17 protein-coding genes are annotated in these 17825 nt (G+C 59.9%); 9 read left to right on the top strand and 8 right to left on the bottom strand.

The window, feature by feature from the left end; all coding sequences use genetic code 11:
- Nucleotides 1-67 precede the first annotated feature (67 nt).
- Nucleotides 68-1153: a tRNA epoxyqueuosine(34) reductase QueG gene (gene queG / locus LAT62_RS02120; RefSeq protein ID WP_293378222.1), complete on the top strand. Its 1086-nt coding sequence runs from the start codon at nucleotides 68-70 to the stop codon at nucleotides 1151-1153.
- A 120-nt stretch (nucleotides 1154-1273) separates the two neighbouring features.
- Nucleotides 1274-2614, top strand: a complete 1341-nt coding sequence (locus LAT62_RS02115) for a hypothetical protein (protein WP_293378219.1) — start codon at nucleotides 1274-1276, stop codon at nucleotides 2612-2614.
- Between the two features lie 48 nt (nucleotides 2615-2662).
- Here LAT62_RS02115 and orn read toward each other — a convergent pair whose 3' ends face one another.
- The 3 genes from orn to rsgA are packed head-to-tail and all read right to left on the bottom strand — an operon-like array spanning nucleotide 2663 to nucleotide 4792.
- A complete protein-coding gene (gene orn / locus LAT62_RS02110) occupies nucleotides 2663-3205 on the bottom strand; it encodes an oligoribonuclease (RefSeq protein WP_293378216.1) in 543 nt (180 codons plus the stop codon).
- A 27-nt stretch (nucleotides 3206-3232) separates the two neighbouring features.
- Nucleotides 3233-3745, bottom strand: a complete 513-nt coding sequence (locus tag LAT62_RS02105) for a hypothetical protein (protein ID WP_293378213.1) — start codon at nucleotides 3743-3745, stop codon at nucleotides 3233-3235.
- An 18-nt stretch (nucleotides 3746-3763) separates the two neighbouring features.
- Nucleotides 3764-4792, bottom strand: coding sequence for a small ribosomal subunit biogenesis GTPase RsgA (rsgA, locus tag LAT62_RS02100; RefSeq protein ID WP_293378210.1), 1029 nt, complete (start codon nucleotides 4790-4792; stop codon nucleotides 3764-3766).
- Between the two features lie 75 nt (nucleotides 4793-4867).
- Between rsgA and asd the strand changes: the two genes are divergently transcribed.
- Both asd and LAT62_RS02090 read left to right on the top strand, forming a co-directional pair.
- A complete protein-coding gene (asd, locus tag LAT62_RS02095) occupies nucleotides 4868-5734 on the top strand; it encodes an archaetidylserine decarboxylase (RefSeq protein ID WP_293378207.1) in 867 nt (288 codons plus the stop codon).
- A gap of 134 nt (nucleotides 5735-5868) precedes the next feature.
- The gene (locus tag LAT62_RS02090) at nucleotides 5869-6504 is read left to right on the top strand and encodes a ProQ/FinO family protein (RefSeq protein ID WP_293378204.1); all 636 of its coding nucleotides are present in this window, start codon (nucleotides 5869-5871) and stop codon (nucleotides 6502-6504) included.
- A gap of 6 nt (nucleotides 6505-6510) precedes the next feature.
- On the opposite strand, the gene epmA is transcribed toward LAT62_RS02090, so the two are convergent.
- Both epmA and efp read right to left on the bottom strand, forming a co-directional pair.
- On the bottom strand, nucleotides 6511-7479 hold the full coding sequence (gene epmA / locus LAT62_RS02085; protein WP_293378201.1) for an EF-P lysine aminoacylase EpmA: 969 nt from the start codon (nucleotides 7477-7479) through the stop codon (nucleotides 6511-6513).
- Nucleotides 7480-7501: 22 nt separating this feature from the next.
- The gene (efp, locus tag LAT62_RS02080; RefSeq protein WP_293378198.1) at nucleotides 7502-8071 is read right to left on the bottom strand and encodes an elongation factor P; all 570 of its coding nucleotides are present in this window, start codon (nucleotides 8069-8071) and stop codon (nucleotides 7502-7504) included.
- 71 nt (nucleotides 8072-8142) lie between these two features.
- On the opposite strand from efp, the gene epmB reads away from it, so the two are divergent.
- The 3 genes from epmB to LAT62_RS02065 all read left to right on the top strand — a co-directional run bounded on the left by epmB (nucleotide 8143) and on the right by LAT62_RS02065 (nucleotide 13181).
- Nucleotides 8143-9183: an EF-P beta-lysylation protein EpmB gene (epmB, locus tag LAT62_RS02075; RefSeq protein ID WP_293378195.1), complete on the top strand. Its 1041-nt coding sequence runs from the start codon at nucleotides 8143-8145 to the stop codon at nucleotides 9181-9183.
- Between the two features lie 80 nt (nucleotides 9184-9263).
- Nucleotides 9264-11003, top strand: a complete 1740-nt coding sequence (locus tag LAT62_RS02070) for a hypothetical protein (protein ID WP_293378192.1) — start codon at nucleotides 9264-9266, stop codon at nucleotides 11001-11003.
- Between the two features lie 87 nt (nucleotides 11004-11090).
- Nucleotides 11091-13181 carry an EAL domain-containing protein gene (locus LAT62_RS02065; protein WP_293378189.1) on the top strand — a complete coding sequence of 697 codons (2091 nt, stop codon included), beginning with the start codon at nucleotides 11091-11093 and terminating at the stop codon, nucleotides 13179-13181.
- 9 nt (nucleotides 13182-13190) lie between these two features.
- Here the strand turns inward: LAT62_RS02065 and serB are convergent, their stop codons facing one another.
- Together serB and LAT62_RS02055 are read right to left on the bottom strand one after the other, a co-directional pair.
- Nucleotides 13191-14438: a phosphoserine phosphatase SerB gene (gene serB / locus LAT62_RS02060; protein ID WP_293378186.1), complete on the bottom strand. Its 1248-nt coding sequence runs from the start codon at nucleotides 14436-14438 to the stop codon at nucleotides 13191-13193.
- The gene (locus LAT62_RS02055; RefSeq protein ID WP_293378183.1) at nucleotides 14438-14614 is read right to left on the bottom strand and encodes a hypothetical protein; all 177 of its coding nucleotides are present in this window, start codon (nucleotides 14612-14614) and stop codon (nucleotides 14438-14440) included. The genes serB and LAT62_RS02055 overlap by 1 nt, the downstream gene beginning before the upstream one ends.
- 199 nt (nucleotides 14615-14813) lie before the next feature.
- Between LAT62_RS02055 and LAT62_RS02050 the strand changes: the two genes are divergently transcribed.
- Both LAT62_RS02050 and LAT62_RS02045 read left to right on the top strand, forming a co-directional pair.
- A complete protein-coding gene (locus tag LAT62_RS02050) occupies nucleotides 14814-16145 on the top strand; it encodes a hypothetical protein (protein ID WP_293378180.1) in 1332 nt (443 codons plus the stop codon).
- Nucleotides 16146-16222: 77 nt separating this feature from the next.
- Complete coding sequence (locus tag LAT62_RS02045) at nucleotides 16223-16540, top strand: Rieske (2Fe-2S) protein (RefSeq protein WP_293378176.1); 318 nt, start codon at nucleotides 16223-16225, stop codon at nucleotides 16538-16540.
- On the opposite strand, the gene LAT62_RS02040 is transcribed toward LAT62_RS02045, so the two are convergent.
- A complete protein-coding gene (locus LAT62_RS02040; protein WP_293378173.1) occupies nucleotides 16528-17715 on the bottom strand; it encodes an aminotransferase class I/II-fold pyridoxal phosphate-dependent enzyme in 1188 nt (395 codons plus the stop codon). The genes LAT62_RS02045 and LAT62_RS02040 overlap by 13 nt on opposite strands.
- Nucleotides 17716-17825 lie beyond the last annotated feature (110 nt).

The following is a 17825-nucleotide window of genomic DNA, read 5'->3' as shown; positions in this document are numbered from 1 at the left end:
GAGTGTATCATTAGTTTTACTGTCAAACAGCCCGACGATCCAATAACAGGACAGGTATTTTACGCTTATGAAACGCCTCGCGGCGCTCGATACCGAACACCTCAAGGTCCGTTTGCGCCAGCAAGCAGAGCAGCTCGGTTTCGCTGACGCCGGAGTGACCGGCACCGATGTCAGTGCTGAAAAGCCGCGCTTTCAGAGCTGGCTGGACCGGGGCCTGCACGGCACCATAGCGTTCCTGTCCGAGCATGGCGACAAGCGTTTTCATGCCGATCAACTGGTGCCGGGCACCCGCAGCGTGATTTCCGTGCGTCTGGACTATCTGCCGGATGTGCGCACAACCGAACTGCTGGACCATCCCGAGAAGGCCTACATAGCGCGCTATGCCCTGGGCCGGGACTACCACAAGCTGATGCGCAAACGGCTGGTGCAACTGGCACGCTGGCTGGAAGGTGAAATCGGGCCTTTCGGCTATCGGGCTTTTGCCGACAGTGCGCCGGTACTGGAGCGTGCGATGGCGCGCAATGCCGGACTGGGCTGGGTTGGCAAGCACACGCTGGTACTCAATCAGCATGCCGGTTCCTGGTTTTTTCTCGGCGAGCTGTTCACCGATCTCGAACTGCCCCCCGACCCGCCGCAGGAAACGCAGCACTGCGGCAGTTGCACCCGCTGCCTGGATGTCTGCCCGACCAATGCCTTTACCCGCGCCTGGGAACTGGATGCGCGGCGCTGCATCAGCTATCTGACCATCGAGCATGACGGCCCGATTCCGGAAGATCTGCGCCAACCCATGGGCAACCGCGTGTTCGGCTGTGACGACTGCCAGATTTTCTGCCCCTGGACCAAATTCACCCCGCACACCCGGGAAGCCGACTTTACGCCGCGCCACCAATTGGATGAGGCCGACCTGATTGACCTTTTTCTATGGGATGAAGCGACCTTCCTGCAGCGCACCGAAGGCATGGCCATTCGACGCACCGGCTATGAGAACTGGCTGCGCAATCTGGCCGTGGCCCTGGGCAACGGTTCCGCCCGACCCGAGGCAGTGGCCGCCCTGCACCAACGGCGCATTGATTGTAGCGAAATGGTAAAGGAGCATATAAACTGGGCACTCAAGCAGCTGGACAAAAAACAGCCAATGGCGGCCGGGAAGTAGCCTGATCCTGTTTTATGCCAGTCTGCGGCCCGGAGAAGCAGAAGGACCCTGCGCACTCTCAGAGCCGATTCAAGGAAGATAGTCTGATCACACTTATCAACATCTTAAGGGATTGTTTCGATGAAGCGACTACTTGCCACCTCTATTGCACTGGCCACCCTGGCCACGACTGCACACGCCAATGTTTTTCTCCCCGGTGGGGTAAATGCCGGCGGCGGCACCCCTGGGCCCGGCCTGGGACTGGATGGTTGGAACAGCGATGCTTTCTATTATCAAGGCGCCGTGCTGGGGCAGGGTTATCTGACCCTGTCCAATTCGAGAAACCACATCATCAACCCGGCCTACAGCCTGGACCTGCAGGACAGTGCCGAACTCAACCAGACCGGGTTCGGCACCGCCGCTTTCAGCGGTGGTGGCTGGACCTCGGTGTTCGGCCAGAACATGGGCATCTACCTGGGGCGCCCGACCGCTGACGGCGACCTCTACCGGCGCGACACCGACGGCGACGGCACCCTGGACAGCAGCGCAATACCCGACGTGGGTGGCAGCTTTGCACCAACCAACATTGCGGACATCTACTGGGCCAGCTCACTGGATGCCGGCGACCTTGGCCTTCGTTTCAATCTGCGCGCCACCAGCCGCAGCAATGACTTCGATGTTCAGGGCGATGATGACGACGAGTTTTCCGGCGGTTTCTATGAGACCAACATCACGACCGGCTTCATTTTCAACAACATGCCGCTGGAAGTAACGGCCACGGTAGGCATGCCGTTCGGGTCCTTCAATGCCATCGATGAAGGCAACAATGATCTCGAGGGCACCTTCAGTCACGACAGCGGCCTGCGCTTCGGGGCCACCGGCAAGTATACGGCGCTGGAAGACTCGGATTCGGCCACCATGGTGTCGGGTTTCATCGGCCGCACCGCCGCCTCTTTTCTGACCGAAGCTGAAGATGATGACAATGAATTTACCGATCAGGTGAATATTCAAACCCGGCTGTCTTTCGGCCTGGTGGGTTCCCATGAGCGGTTTGTCAACAATCGCACCCGAATCACCACATCGCTCGGTCTGACCCGGACCTCAGCCACTATCGGCTTCGAGAATCAACTGGACGGTAACGAGTCTGAAGATTACGTCGACTATGTGCGGTATCGTATGCCGTTCGCCATGGGTCTGGAGTTCTCCAGTTCCGACCGGACTTCCTGGGCGGCCAGCGTCTCGGACAACCTATTCAGCCACAACAGTCAGGCCAATTACTCCTGGAATGCCGGCGAAGAAGAAGCCGAGGAAATCACCAACGCCAGTACCAACTGGGGTATCAGCAACCCGCAAGCCAGAATCGGCTTTGAGCGCGAAGTGGTGGATCGTCTGCACGCGCGCTTTGTGGTCAACCAGGCCCTGTTCACCGCCGGTGTGAACAATGCACTGACGACTCATGCCCAGATTTCATACGATTTCTGAGGACTGAAACCCTCGGAGGCCCCATTCGGGGCCTCCGTTTTCGCTTTCTCAGGCATCGATAAAGTGTGTGCGATAGTAGCGCAGCTCTTCGATGCTCTCCTTGATATCATCCAGTGCACGATGCGCGTTCTTCTTCTTGAAACCGTCAACAATCTCCGGCTTCCAAAGCTTGGCCAGAATTTTCAGCGTGGACACATCAAGGTTCCGGTAATGCACAAAGGCTTCGAGCTTCGGCATGTACTTGACCAGAAAGCGCCGATCCTGACCGATGGTGTTGCCGGCCAGCGGTGAGCGCCCGGGTGTGACCCACTTCTGCAGGAACTTCAGCGTTGCCGCTTCCGCCTCGGCTTCGGTCACCCGGCTTTCGATAACCCGTTGCGTCAGCCCGGATTCGCCGTGATGGCGTACACACCATTCATCCATGGCATCAAGCAGGCCCTGGGGCTGATGAATGACCAGCTCCGGGCCTTCGGCGAGAATGTTCAATTGGTCATCGGTGACGATGGTGGCGATCTCGATGATGCGCTCTTTCTCCGGGTCCAGACCGGTCATCTCCAAATCGATCCAGACCAGGTTGGTGTCTTTGTTCATGTGTCTTCCTGTAACTGCATTGGGGGTTCAAGTGAGCCGGCGCAGGCGGCTGGGCTCCTGCGTGAATTTGTGATGCTGGGTAAACTCGCCCTGCCAGACCCTGACCAGGCCGGCGTCGTCCAGATGACTGAAGCCTGCAGGGGGCGCTTCGGACTGGGCGCACCAGGCCAGTTGTCGATCGGCAAATACGCGGTGCTCACTGTAGCCATTGCGCTCCCAGTAGTCGCGCTGATACTGACGTACGTCAAAGCGGCTTGGCAAGCGCTGGATCAGCGGCAGCCAGCGATGCCCGTCCGACTGCCAGTGGCGCACCTCGGCAACCTGGATGTTGATCTGCACGCGCTGATGGCGCAGCGCCAGATCCTTGATGGCAGTGACAACCTCAACCTCATCGAACAGCGCTGGCCAGAGATTCGGCGTCATGATCCAGAGGGTATCCCGGGCGCGAGCCATCACGTCCAACAGTTGGTCTCGCGCGCCTTCAATTGACTCGAAACGGCGGGTGCCTGACTCTGATTGCGGCTTGTCGTCCTCGGACATGGTTTCACGCTCCCTGTTCTATTCGGCAAATTGCTGAAACGGGTTGGCTTCGCCCAGCGACGCCAGGATAGTGTGGTAGCTCTTCAGTCGTCGCGCCAGCACCTTGCCCTCTGTCACTGCCTGGCGCAGCGCGCAGCCCGGCTCCTCCAGGTGGCGACAGTCCCGAAAACGACATTGGCCAAGCCAGGGATGAAACTCGGGGAAACCGGCCACCACGTCTTCGGGCGGAATATGCCACAGGCCGAATTCCCGGATACCCGGTGAATCGATCAGGGCGCCGCCGCCCGGCATATGGTAGAGCTCCGCCCGGGTGGTCGTATGGCGGCCCTTGCCGGTGGCTTCCGACACGGTCTGCACGGAGATGGATTCTCCGAGCAGTTGATTGATCAGCGAGGACTTGCCAACCCCGGACTGGCCGACAAACACACTGGTGCGCTCCTGCAGATGCGGCACCAGCGTCTCGTCCAGCGGTTCCAGCGCGCTGAGCAGCAAAGTAGGATAACCCAGCGCTTCGTAGTCGCGCAGAAACTGCTGGTAGGGATCATCGGCCGACAGCAGATCCGATTTGTTCAGCAGCAACACCGGCTGGATGTCGGACAGCGCCGCTGCCACCAGATAGCGGTCGAGCAACGCCACCGGGGTCGCCGGAGAGCAGGAAAACACAACCATCATCTGGTCGATGTTGGCCGCCACCGGGCGCATATTGCCACGCAGATCCGGACGCGCCAGCAGACTGGTGCGCGACTCCTGAGCCACGACAATGCCGGTTTCACCGCTGCCGGGACGCCAGGTCACCCAGTCGCCGGTCACCAGCGCCGGCAGGTTGGCCCGCTGGTGACAGCGGACCAGGTCACCCGTACCGGTGTCCTCGATATCCAGGGTAGCGCCATAATGGGCATGCACACGCCCCCGGCGCTCCTCACCCAGTTCTCCGGCACTGAGCGCTTTCTCGATATCATCAGCACGTTTTTCGGAGCGTCGCTGCCGCTCATGCTGGGTGTGCCGGATACGCGCCAACTGGCGCCTGGAGAGGTTTCTTTTAGCCATGCAATTGCCTGTATTCGGGCGACCCTGTAGGCTATCCCCCGCGTTTTGTTACCAATCGATTATCGGGACGACCCCATGCTCAAGTCGCTCTTCGTTGCCCTGCAATACAGTCTACCTCATCATGGTTTGAGTCGTCTTGTCGGACGCCTTGCCCACAGCGAACGGCGCTGGCTCGCCCAATGGCTGATCCGCGGCTTTGCCCGCCGCTTCAAGGTCGACATGAGTGAAGCCGTGCAGCCCGAACCCGAGGCCTACAGCAGTTTCAACGAATTTTTCACCCGCCCGCTGCGCCCCGAGGTGCGGCCGCTGGCCCAAGCTGCCCAGTGGCCCGCGGACACAATGATCTGTCCGGTGGATGGTGCCGTCAGCCAGGCGGGCCGGATTGACCAGGGGACGATCTTTCAGGCCAAGGGCCACCAGTTCACCACGGCTGCTCTGCTCGGTCGCAGCCCGACCGGTCCGACGGAGTATGACCAGGGCCGATTTGCCACCCTGTATCTGTCGCCGCGCGATTATCACCGTATCCACATGCCGTTTGCCGGAACGCTGCGCCGCATGACTTTCGTCCCGGGTCGGCTGTTCAGCGTGAATCCGACCACCACAGAGCGGGTGCCGGCACTGTTTGCACGAAATGAGCGGGTGGTCTGCGAATTTGACACCGCCCAGGGCCCTGCGGCCCTGGTGCTGGTCGGCGCCATGATCGTGGCCAGTATCGCCACGACCTGGGCGGGCACTGTGGCGCCGCGCAAGGGCGGGATCGCCCGCTGGGACTATACGCAGGATGCGCCGGTGTTCAGCCGCGGTGACGAGATGGGGCGCTTCCTGCTCGGCTCCACCGTCGTCATGCTGACCGCGGACAGTGATCACCCCTGGACTGACACCCTTGCGCCCGGCAAACCGGTTCAGGTAGGCGAACCACTGTCTGCCCAGGACACCAGATGAACGGTGCTTTCTTGCACGACTGAGGTTGACGGGCCAGAGCGATACCCGCAGAATGCGGCCTGTCTGTGTAGGCTGGCGCCGCCATCCTGCACTGATACCGCATCCCAGAGCCACAAAAGCGAGCAAACAGGCCCGTGACAGAAACGAAAACAGAGGCTGCAGCGCAAGCCGAACAGACCGTTCAGGATACTTCCGAGAACGCTGAAGCCCCGCAGCAGGCCTCTGCAGCCCCTGCCGAGCCCAAGGTACATCCCAACAAGGCGGCTTTCGCCCTGTTGTCCGAGACCTATCCGGACTTGTTCAACCTGCAGGCCCCCAAGCCGCTGAAAATCGGTATTCACGTGAGTCTGGCCGAGGATGGCAAGCTGTCCAAAACCAAGATTCGTCGGGCACTGAACTTTTACGTTCGCCAGTTGGCCTACATTCGTGCCGTGGCCGGCGGCGGCAAGCGCTTTGATCTGAATGGCGAAGCGGGAGAAGTGTCGGCTGAAGATGCCGAGCACGCGAAAAAGAGAGTCGAAGACATCGAAGCGCGTCGCGCCGCACGTCGCCAGGAACGCCAGCAACAGCGCCGCAAGCCGCCGCGGGCGAAATCAGGCAAGGGAGCCTCTGCTTCCGGCAAAGACAAGGACAAGCCCAAAGCCAAAAGCGAGCCCCGCAAAGCGGACAAGCAATGGCAGGGGGCCGAGAAAGAAGTGCAGAGCGGCAATCCGGAAGAACGACTCAATGCCAAGCTGGAACACCTGGCGCGTCGCTTCAACAGCGACTGACCGTTTTCACGCCCGGTCTTCCGGAAAGGCCAAAACTCGACGGATGTCCTTTTCTCCGGTCAATGCCATCAGCAGACGATCCACACCCAGCGCCACTCCGGCGCATTCGGGCATCCCGGCAACCAGAGCTGCCTGCAGGTAGCGATCCATGGGGGCGACATGCTGTCGACCCCGGGCGCGCAGGCGATGTTCGCGCTCGAAACGCTGCGTCTGCTCGGCAGCATCCGTCAGTTCAAAGTAGCCATTGGCCAACTCCATTCCCTGCCAGAAAGCCTCGAACCGCCGTGCCACCGGAACACCGCTGTCTCTGTCCGGCTCGATACGGGCGAGGGCGGCCATGCTGTCCGGCCAGGCGTGAATGTAGGTCAGCACATCGGGTGGCAAGCCAGGCTCAACTACCTCGGCCAGCCACAGGTCCAGCATCGAATCCCTTTCGTCATCGGACCAGTCAAAGCGCGTCCGGGTCAGCCGACGCAGCTCTGCCAGGTCGATCGCCAAGGGATCAAATCCGGCCTGTTGCCGAAACGCCTCACGATAGCTCACTACCTGAGTGGCCACGGGGCCTCCCTGTACCGCTTCGAGCAACGCCGTCACTTCCTGCATCAGCTGATGCTCGTCAAAGCCTGGCCGATACCATTCCAGCATGGTGAACTCGGGGTTGTGGCGACGCCCGATTTCGCCCTTGCGGAACACCCGGCAAAGCTGCCAGATCGGACCGCTGCCAGCCGCCAGCAGACGTTTCATGGGAAACTCGGGCGAGGTATGCAGGTAACGTGGCGAGTCAGCATGATTAACCGCCAGTGATTCGATCTGGTGGTCCGGATTCATGGCCCCGCTGAGCATCGGCGTATCGACTTCCAGCACTTCACGGTCAGCGAAAAACTGCCGGATATCTGCATAGAGGGAAGCCCGGCGCCGCAGCGCCTCAAAAGAGGCTGCGGGCTTCCAGGCGTCGAGGGGCTCGGCATCGGTCATGGTCCGCTCCGGACAGCCGGCGCTACTTGGCGCGCGATACGTATTCGCCGCTGCGGGTGTCGACCCGGATGACCTCGTTATTGTCGATAAACAGAGGTACCTTGACCACGGCACCCGTGCTCAGTGTAGCGGGCTTGGTACCGCCGGTGGCAGTGTCACCACGCACACCCGGGTCTGTTTCCACGATCTGCAGTTCGACGAAATTGGGGGGGGTTACCGTCAGCACAGCATCATTCCACAAGGTGACGGTGTAGACTTCCTGCTCCTTGAGCCAGTCCTGGGCTTCACGCACGGCTTCGCCGCTGGCCCCATACTGTTCGAAAGAGCCATCTGTTTTCATGAAATGCCAGAACTCACCATCGGTATAAACGTATTCCATATCCAGGTCCATCACATCAGCAGATTCGATGGATTCACCCGATTTGAAGGTACGCTCCCAGACCCGGCCGGTCTTGAGGTTCTTGAGCCTCACCCGGTTGAACGCCTGGCCCTTGCCGGGTTTGACGAATTCGTTGTCGACTATGGTGCAGGGATCGCCATCCAGCAGCACCTTGAGACCGCCTTTGAATTCGTTGGTAGAATAGGTTGCCATAATGCTCTCGTCCGTCGTTTTCAGTCTGGCCCGCGACACGGCGGACCCTCACTACTCATTTACAGGTCGCTATGATAACCGGAAACCACCAGCCGTTGCAGTTCAGACCCGTCGACACCCCGGAAAAAGATGCCTGGCAGGCACAACTGACCGACATGATCACCACTCTGCCCGAGCTGCTGGCTCATCTGCAACTCTCCAATCCGCCGGCAGAGCTGGCCGACATGGCACAGAATGGGTTCCCGGTGCGGGTAACCCGTCATTTTGCCAGCCTGATGCAGCCGGGCGACTGGGCAGACCCGCTGCTGCACCAGGTGCTCCCCTGGGCCCGGGAAGCGGAACCCACAGCCGGCTATGTCACCGACCCACTGGCCGAAGAGGTGGCCACGGTCATGCCCGGACTGATTCACAAGTATCGCTCTCGGGTGCTGATTGTGCCGACCAGTGCCTGCGCCATTCATTGCCGCTACTGTTTTCGCCGCCACTTTCCCTATTCCGAACACCGGCTGTCAGCAACGGAGCGACAGCACATTCTGGAGTACCTGAGATCCGACAGCAGCATCAATGAGGTGATTTTCAGTGGTGGCGACCCGCTGATGTTGCCCGACAAGGTGCTGGCAGGCTGGCTTGATGCGCTGGCAGACATTCCGCATCTGCGCCGGGTCAGGCTGCACAGCCGCCTGCCGGTGGTGCTTCCGGACCGCCTGACCCGCACCCTGCTCGACACGCTGACCGGCAGTCGTCTGCAGCCGATTCTCGTGCTGCACGCCAACCATGCCCGGGAACTGGACACTCGACTGGCAAAGCGTATGGAACCCTGGCGCATGTCACCTGTCACACTGCTCAATCAGGCTGTTCTGCTGCGTGGCGTCAACGCAGATAGTGCGGTGCTCGCGGCGCTCAGTGAACGACTTTTTGCAATCGGCGTGCTACCCTACTATCTTCATCAGACAGACGCGGTCGCCGGCACCGCTCACTTCACTGTGGGGGATGGCGAGGCCAAAGCGCTTTACAGGGAAATTCAGGGGCTTTTACCCGGGTTTCTGGTACCGCGACTGGTCAGGGAAGTTCCAGGTGACGTCAGTAAGCGCGGGCTGAATGATTTGGCCTGACAACGGGCGCCAAACTTGCTCAGTATGCGGCTTGATGACAATATTGAGACAGGCTGTTCCGCTGGCGTGAAGGATAGTGGATGTCGCAACGATCGAATACATATCTGAACCCGCCTGAGCCCTCACGCAAGGCGCTCTCCTTCAGTAATGCCAAACCGCGCAGTATTGAGCAGTGGGTCGAGCAATTGCCCAAGGTCAATCATACGGAAACCAGCCGTAAGCTCTTTGGTGCGCTGCGCGAAATCAATCAACTGAAGATAAGCCCCGCAGACAAGCTGGAATTGCTGGATATTCTGGCCCCCGAAATCGAATATGCCGCCGACGGCCTGTTTCGCAAATACCTGGAAAGGCCTTTCGCACTGGACGAACTGGAGCGCAAGGTCCTCAGTCTGACCCACGGCCTGGCCACGGAACTGGGCACCGGCTACAAGGGTGTGGCCTTTGCCGCCACCTCCGGCTGGGGGCTGGGGCGCAAGGAAATCACCTCGCGAGCACTGCACCACTGCATCTGTGCCATCCTGCCCAACCTGCGCCGCATGTTTTCGCTGTACCTGCCCGCCCCCAAGGGCTTCTGGCTGGAACTGCACGGTCTGTATCAGCATGGCCTGAAGGAAGGCAATGCCGAGCACAAGCATGATTGGCTGGGAGAATCGACCACGTTGGCCCAGTCCTACAAGGCTGCTTTGCTGTTCAGCATCGCGCAGCCCTTTCAGTTGCAGCGCCATGAGCTAGAGCCGTTGTATCGCGCCTGTCTGTCCTGGTCCTCCTTCTCCAAACTTGAAAAGGCGAGTCAGGGCGGCATCTATGTGGTTGACCTGTCCCAGGACTATGGGCCTGCCTACCTGACGCCACAGACCACCCTGCACGCCGGCAGCATGAGCCTGCACACCGACAAGCTGGTCAAGGCGCTGCAGAAGCCGGAAACACTGCCCGACGTGCGCGGCGTCACCGACCGCCTGCGCGAGCACCTGAGCCTGGCCTGGGACCGGGCGCAGCCTCGCCGCTTCCGGCGCAAGCCGTCCGAAGGGCAGGTGTCGGTGACTCTGGGGTTGTCTGCCGTGCACAGCCAGCTTTGCCATGGCAAGAGTTTCGATAGTTTTCTGACGCCCTACGAAGGCTACCTGATTGAACAGGGCAGCCGTGAAGATCGTTTCCAGGCCAGAGATACCATGGAAACCATCCGCTCTCGGGATGTCTGGGAATATTCGTTTGACGCCGGTGACAATCGGTTGCCCGATATCCCTGCTCCAGAGCAAGAAGAAGCGGCAGCCATTGAGGAAGAATATATCCAGGTACCGGAATATCCCGCCGCAGCCATCAACATGAGCCCGCGCGGCTTCTGTCTGCACTGGCCTGAACCGGCGCCGGAATCGCTGGTGATGGGCGAGGTTATCAGTGTAAAACCCGAGAATGCCTCACACCGGACCATTGGCCTGTTACGCTGGTTGCGCCAGTATCGAGGCTCGGGTGTGCGCGGCGGTGTCGAATTGCTGTCTCCCCAGGCCGAGGCCTGCGCGGCCCGGATACTCAACAAAACGGGTCAGCACAGCAGTTTTCTGCGCGCCATAGTGCTGCCCGAGATCAAGGCCGTTGCCCAGCCGGAATCTGTTATACTGCCTCGGTTACGTGCCCAGGCAGGGCAAAAGATAATGCTTTATCGCAGAGGCAAGCAGCAGGCCTATCGCCTGGTGCGCAAGATCACGGAAACCAGCGCGGTTGGGCAGTTCGCAATCACTCTGGTCGGCACCGCAGAAGCGGAAAAACCGTCCACACAGCCGGGGCTGGATTTGCAGAATGACCCACTCTGGAGACAGTTCTGAAGGGTCGCTGACGGATTGACCTGGCAGCAGACAACAGAGCGGGCCTGATCCACCCGTCCAAGAAGACATGGAGATGCTCCGGTAACAATGAATGCCGACGCCAGTATCAGTCAAACCAGCAAAAAGGCAGCCCTGACGCTGCTGATGCTGCACCACAGCCAGAATGAGGCAGAGCCGCTCATCAGCGAGTTGCGCAATGCCGGCCAGGCGACGCACAGCCAGTTTGTGGCTTCACCGGAGGAGTTGGAAAAGCTTCTGACCAGCCAGGTGTTCGATGTGGCCTGTGTTCACCTCGAGTCTGAAAACGTTCCCGCCCAGGAAGCCATCAGGCACCTGCAGTCGCAGGGGCGCGATATACCCATTGTTGCCATCACCAGCGATATCACCCAGCGCGCCACCGTCGAGCAGGCTATCGCCCTCGGCGTGGAGGATGTGGTGGCTGAAGACTTCATGCCCCACTTTCGCCATGCGATTCTGCGCGCCCACCGTCAGTTGCTGGTGCGCCGCCGACGTCGCGAACTGGAGCATATGCTGAACGAATCAGAGCGCCGCTGTCAGTTGCTGCTGGAAGGCTCGCGCGATGCCATTGCCTATGTCCACGAAGGCATGCACATCTACGCCAACGAGGCTTACCGGGAACTCTTTGGCTATGACGACATGGAAGAGTTGTCCTGCATGCCCCTGGTTGATCTGGTGCAGACCGAGAAGCCGCAGCAACTCAAGAATGAGTTGAAGAAAGTCAGCAAGGGAGAGCAAGCCCACTTTCAGGCCAATGGCCAGCATGAAAGTGGCGAGTCATTCGAGGCCGTACTGGATTTGAGTGCAGCCTCCTGGGAAGGCGAGCCCTGTCTGCAGATTGTCATTCGCAAGTCGGGGGTCGATGCGGCGGCATTACAGGCCAAGGTGCAGGAAATGGCCAGCTATGATGCGCATACCAACCTGCACAACCGGGCCTACTTCGACAGCAAACTGGATGCCATCATGGGTGAAACCGGCGCGGATGGCCCGACACCGGTACTCGGCTTTCTGCAGGTCACCAACTTTGCTGACCTGAAAACCGAACTGGGCATAGCAGGGGCAGACCTGGCACTGGCACAGGTTGCCGACATGCTGCGCGAGGCTTATCAGGAAGCCCGGGTTGTTGCCCGCTTTCTGGACGACGTATTCACCCTGATCTGCACCGGTCCGCTGGCAGAATCTGCAACAGCCTGCGAGAAAACCGTAAAGCGCATCAATGACCACCTGTTTGACGTTGGCGGCAAGACCGCCCAGGTTCGCCTCCATGCCGGCCTGGTTAACATTGACGAAACCTCGGCGACAGCCTCGGAGGTCGTGACCCGCGCCCATGAAACCTGTCAATTGGCCAGCCGTGAAAAGCGGCCGGTGCAGGTATGGCAGCCCGGGGCGGCTTCGTCGGAGGAAAACACCATCAGCAGCCAGGTGCGCGAAGCCCTGGACAATGATGGCCTGCGGATACTGTTCCAGCCCATTTTGAATCTGCGCCGAGGCAGTGAAGAGAATTACGAGGTACTGGTTCGCCTGGTCGACAACGATGATCTGATCGAGCCACAGCACTTTCTGGATGCGGCCGATGTTGCCGATCTGAGCAGTCGTCTTGACCGTTGGGTGCTGCAACATACCGTTGCACAGTTGGCCAGACATCGCCGGGGCAAATCATCTCGCACGCGGGCCTTCGTGCACCTGACAGCGGCCAGCGTTCAGGACCCCACCTTTCTGCCCTGGGCCAACAAGGTGCTTCGCGAAGCCAAGCTGCCCGGAGACGCCATCGTGTTTCAGGTCTCGGAGCGCATTGCGCAGAGTTATCTAAAGATGATGAAAGCCTTTACCAAGGGCATTGGCGTGCTGCATGCCGGTCTGGCCATTGTGCACTTCGGCAATCAGGGCGACAGCAACACCCTGTTCCGTCACCTCAAGATCGATTATGTCAAAGTGGATCCAGGTTTCGTGCAGGACCTGAGTCAGGACAGCAATATGGACCGGCTTGGCAAGTTGCTGTCCGTAATTCACGAGCAGGAAGCGGCCTCCATTGTGCCGCATATCGAGACCGCATCCATATTGGGCAATCTCTGGCCGCTGGGTGTCCACTATGTTCAGGGGTATTACCTGCAGGCACCCGCGCAGAGCATGGACTTTGCGTTTGAGGACGACGATGATTAAGCCTTCGGCTCAATCATCGTCCAACTGGTGCTGCTCCTTGAACCCCAGCAGGTAGAGTATTCCGTCCAGACCCATGGTGCTCAGTGCCTGCTTGGCATTCTGCTGCACAATCGGCTTGGCCCTGAAGGCAATACCCAACCCGGCCGTGTTGAGCATGGGCAGGTCGTTCGCGCCATCACCTACCGCGATCACCTGCTCCAGCGAGATATTCTCCCGCGCTGCGATTTCACGCAGTAGTTCTGCCTTGCGGGCCCCGTCGACAATGGGTGGCACCACTTCACCGGTCAGCTTGCCGTTGGCGTCAAAGGTCAGTTGATTGGCGTAGACAAAGTCGATGCCGAGACGCTGTTGCAGGTATTCACCAAAGTAGGTGAAACCGCCTGACAGAATGGCCGTTTTGTAACCCAGCGCTTTGACGTGGCGAATCAGCCGCTCAGCCCCCTCTGTGATCGGCAGGCGCTTTGCCACCTCTGACAATACGGATTCATCGAGCCCCTTGAGCAGAGCCATGCGGGCGCGGAAGCTTTCCTGGAAATCGAGTTCGCCCTGCATGGCCCGTTCGGTAATGGCAGCCACCTGCTCGCCCACTCCGGCAGCGGCGGCCAGTTCGTCAATCACCTCTGTTTCGATCAGCGTTGAATCCATATCGAAACAGATCAGCCGGCGATTACGCCGATACAGAGTGTCTTCCTGAAAGGCTATATCCACATCCAGGTCGCCAGCGGCCTGCACCAGCCGTGAGCGCATGATACTGCCATCAACCGGATCGCCGCGCAGCGAGATTTCCACGCAGGCCCGGCTGTCTGCCGTTGCCTGGCCCAGCGGTACCCGACCTGACAGACGCACGATATCGTCTATATTGAGGCCCTGTTCGGCCACCACCTCTGCCATCCGGGCAAAGTGCATGGCGGTAATCTTGCGCGCCAGCAGCGTGACGATATACCGCTTCTTGCCCTGCCCGCTGACCCAGTGGTCATAGTCGTCCGCCGTGACCGGCGTAAACTGCACACTGACCCCCATCTCATGACCCTTGTACAGCAGGTCCTTGAGCACCACGCTGGCCATACCCTCACGCGGCATCTCCAGCAGCATGCCAAGGTTCAACTGGTCATGAATGACCGACTGGCCAATATCGAGAATGGCGATTTCATGCTGTGCCAGCAGTTCCGAAAAGGCCAGTGTCAGCCCCCGGCGATCAGAGCCGGCCACGCGCAGCAGGATTACCTCTGAGGCTGGCACTTGTTTCCGGGAAGTCATCAGCCAGCCTTGTCCAGCAGCTTGATGGCCTTCTCGACCCGAGCACGCAATTGCTCTATCAGCTCCTCTTCTTCATGCGTTGACAGGGCACGAATGCAATCCGGGCTGATCATGAACAAACCATGGCCGATGGCTTCCAGTTCTTCTTTCAACTGTCGCTGTTGATCGTTCATCATTTATCCTCTGAGGCGGCAAATGGGGTGGTGTCAATGACCTTCAGTCGATAGACTGGTGCGGCTCTAATGCTGGCTCCCGACCGACTGAAATCGGGCGCCATTGTACCGGCAATCGGGCCGGTAAACCACAAGGACACCGGGGACGCATCCGGCAGGACGCGAACCGGCAAGACCTGGACCGAATCCGGAACAACTTTCGATGTGGCCTGTGCTAGATGTTGTGCGTCAATTCCTCCGCTCACCCACCCTGATGATGGCGGTGGGCAGCCTGCTGTTGCTCATCGCGCTGAACGCGAGCCTGCTGTTCTGGCCGACACAGAGCCAGTTGCAGGCGCAGTGGACACAGCAGGGCGAACGCCTGGCCACTGAATATGCCCATCGCGCAACCAATCTGCTGACCCTTGACGACCGCATCAGCCTGACGGTCGAAGTGCAGCGCTGGGCCCGTCAGGGCGGCATTACCGGCGTCGAGATCATAGATCCGCAAGGCCGCACCATTGCGCAATCCGGGCAGTCGGGCGGCACACCCGACGCGGAGTTTTCGGCACCGCTGAATTATGAAGAGTCGCTGCTGGGCACCCTCAGCCTCTGGCAGGATCAGGCGCTGCTGAACCAGGCACGCTGGCGGGGCCTGGCCCTGTTGGGGCTGTCTGCCGTGCTGATGTCAGCCTTGGGTGTGCTGCTGTGGCGGCGCTTCGTCAGCCGTCAGCAACAGGCCCAGTTGCGGCTCAACAAGCACCTGCAGACGCATTTCCCCGGGTTGCACGTGAACACGGCTGATGAGCCGGCGGCGCAGGCAGAAGCCCTGCTCAGTCAACTGGAGCAGCACTATCAGCACAGTCTGCTGGTAATCAATGATCTGCAGCAGCACCTGGAAGACTTTCAACTGTCCGACATCCACGAGCGCTTCCTGGCCAGCCAGCGAGCCGGCGAGATTGTGGAAGGCGCGCTGCTGAAAATCGATCTGCTGAACCTGGATGATCTGGAAGGGCAACTGACGGCCGACACCATCAAGCAACTGCTCGACAGCACGCGCCAGCGTTGCGAGGATGTGATGCGGCTCTACCATGGAGAGACGACGCAGGACCCCTGGCTGTTCCTGGTGCGTGACCATACCGATGAAGGAGACTTTATCCAGCGCACCCTGTGTGCAGGCTATGTGCTGAATCGCATGCTGCAGGAAAGCGACGACTGGACGGTAAGGCCACACCCGGAATTCTGTGTCTCCATCATGGCCGGCCCGCTGTATATTGGCATACAGACAGGCGGAGGCTTGCCCGTGCTGACGGTATTCGGCCAGACCCTGGCACAGTTGGAAGCACTCAGTTCCCACAACCGGGATGCCCAGATTCTGATCGGTGAGCCGGTGTTCCAGTATGCCGCCCTGGGCACTGTGGTCGAGGCCGAGATCTACCGGGACATTTCGTTGCCCGGCTCGGAGATGCTGGAGGTCTGGCGTCTGACCGGCTTTGCCGACAACTGGTTGAAAGTTCTTGAACGTCAGGTGCAGGCGCTGCGCGAGCGACTTTAAGCCCGCACTTGACTTGCTTGCCCGAGGGACAGTAGTTTGCTTGTCCCAATCAATAAGGAGTTGCCAGGTAACCACCCATGCCAACCGAACTGTGCCATTTCAATGACATCCCCGAAGGTGAATCCAAAGGGTTTACCGTCGACGGTCTCGCTCTGTTTGCAGTCAAGAAGGATGCCGAGCTCTATCTCTACAAGAACGAATGCCCGCACCTGGGCGTGAATCTGGAATGGCAGGAAGACCAGTTTCTGGACTTGGACGGTGATCTGATCGAGTGCTCCATGCATGGTGCACTGTTCCAGATCACCGACGGCCACTGCATCGCCGGCCCCTGTCAGGGAGAGGCGCTGCAGCCTCTGCCCTGGAAGATGGACGACGGGCGAGTCTATTTGCTCTGAGCGCGCGGCAGGGAAGCCATAAAGCGTTCCAGGCGTGACAGCGCCTCCTGCAACCGGTCCACCTCACAGGTGTAGGCAAAGCGGACAAACTGATGCGGGGCGGCTCCGCCAAAGTCATTGCCCGGTGTTGTCGCAACGTGCTCCTCCAGCAGCAGCCGATTGCTGAACTCCATGGCGCTCAGGCCAGTGTGCGAGATGTCGGCATAGAGATAGAAAGCCCCTTCTCCGCCAGCCGGCATGTGGAAACCCAGCTTTTCCAGCCCCTGCAAGAGAACATCCCGGCGCCCGCGGAAGGCGGCCCGGCGCTCTTCGTATTCTTCTTCCATATCGCTTTTCAGTGCCCGCAACGCGGCATGCTGGGACAATGTCGGTGGCGCCAGAAACAGGTTCTGCACCAGCCGGTTGGCGGCATCCACGGCAGCCTCCGGCACCACGGCCCAACCCAGGCGCCATCCCGTCATGCCGAAATACTTGGAAAAGCTGTTTACAACCCAGACCTCATCCGGCTCGATTTCCAGCACTGACGGCGTATGAGCCCGGTCATGCCCGAGGCCATGATAGATTTCATCAACCAGCAGCTGCGCGTCACGCTCCCGGCACCAGTCCACCAGCACTGACAGGGAGCGCTCATCCAGCACCTTGCCGGTCGGGTTGGCCGGACTGGAGACCAGCAGCGCGCGGGTATCCGCATGCCAGTGCCGCGCCAGCCAGCCGGGGGTCAGATCAAAACCCAGCGCGGCCTCCAGCGGTGCCGTGCGTGGTTTGATGTTGAGCACACTGCTGATATGACGATTGCACGGATAGCCGGGTTCGGGCAGCAGGATTTCTTCTCCAGCGTCCAGCATCAGGCTGAGTACAACCTGCAGCGCCCCGGAAGCACCCGGGGTCAGAATAAAGCGCTCGGGAGCCAGTTTCACGTCATAGCGGCGGCGATACAGGTCGGACAGGGCCTGTTGCAGCCCGGGCAAGCCGGATGAGGCGGTATAACGATTGTGCCCCTGATCAAGGGCGCGATGAGCCGCCTCGACAACCGGTGCCGGTGTCGGAAAATCGGGTTCTCCGACCTCGAGGTGAATCACATCGGCGCCGGCCGCCATCAAACGCTGGGCCTCGGCAATCAGATCCATCACCTGGAATGCCCCTACCTGCTGCTCTCGCCTGGCCAGTCTTACCATGCCCGCTCTCTCATAATGCCTTCAGTGATGCATAGAGTGCCCTTAAATCAGGGCCCAGGACAAGCACTCGCAGGCCTCTGGCTGTACCTTAACAGCCACTTAGCGGTTAA

This window comes from Natronospirillum sp. (assembly GCF_022565775.1).
Classification (GTDB): domain Bacteria; phylum Pseudomonadota; class Gammaproteobacteria; order Pseudomonadales; family Natronospirillaceae; genus Natronospirillum.
Note: the sequence above shows the minus strand (reverse complement) of the source record. Positions and strands in the feature narration are given on the sequence as shown.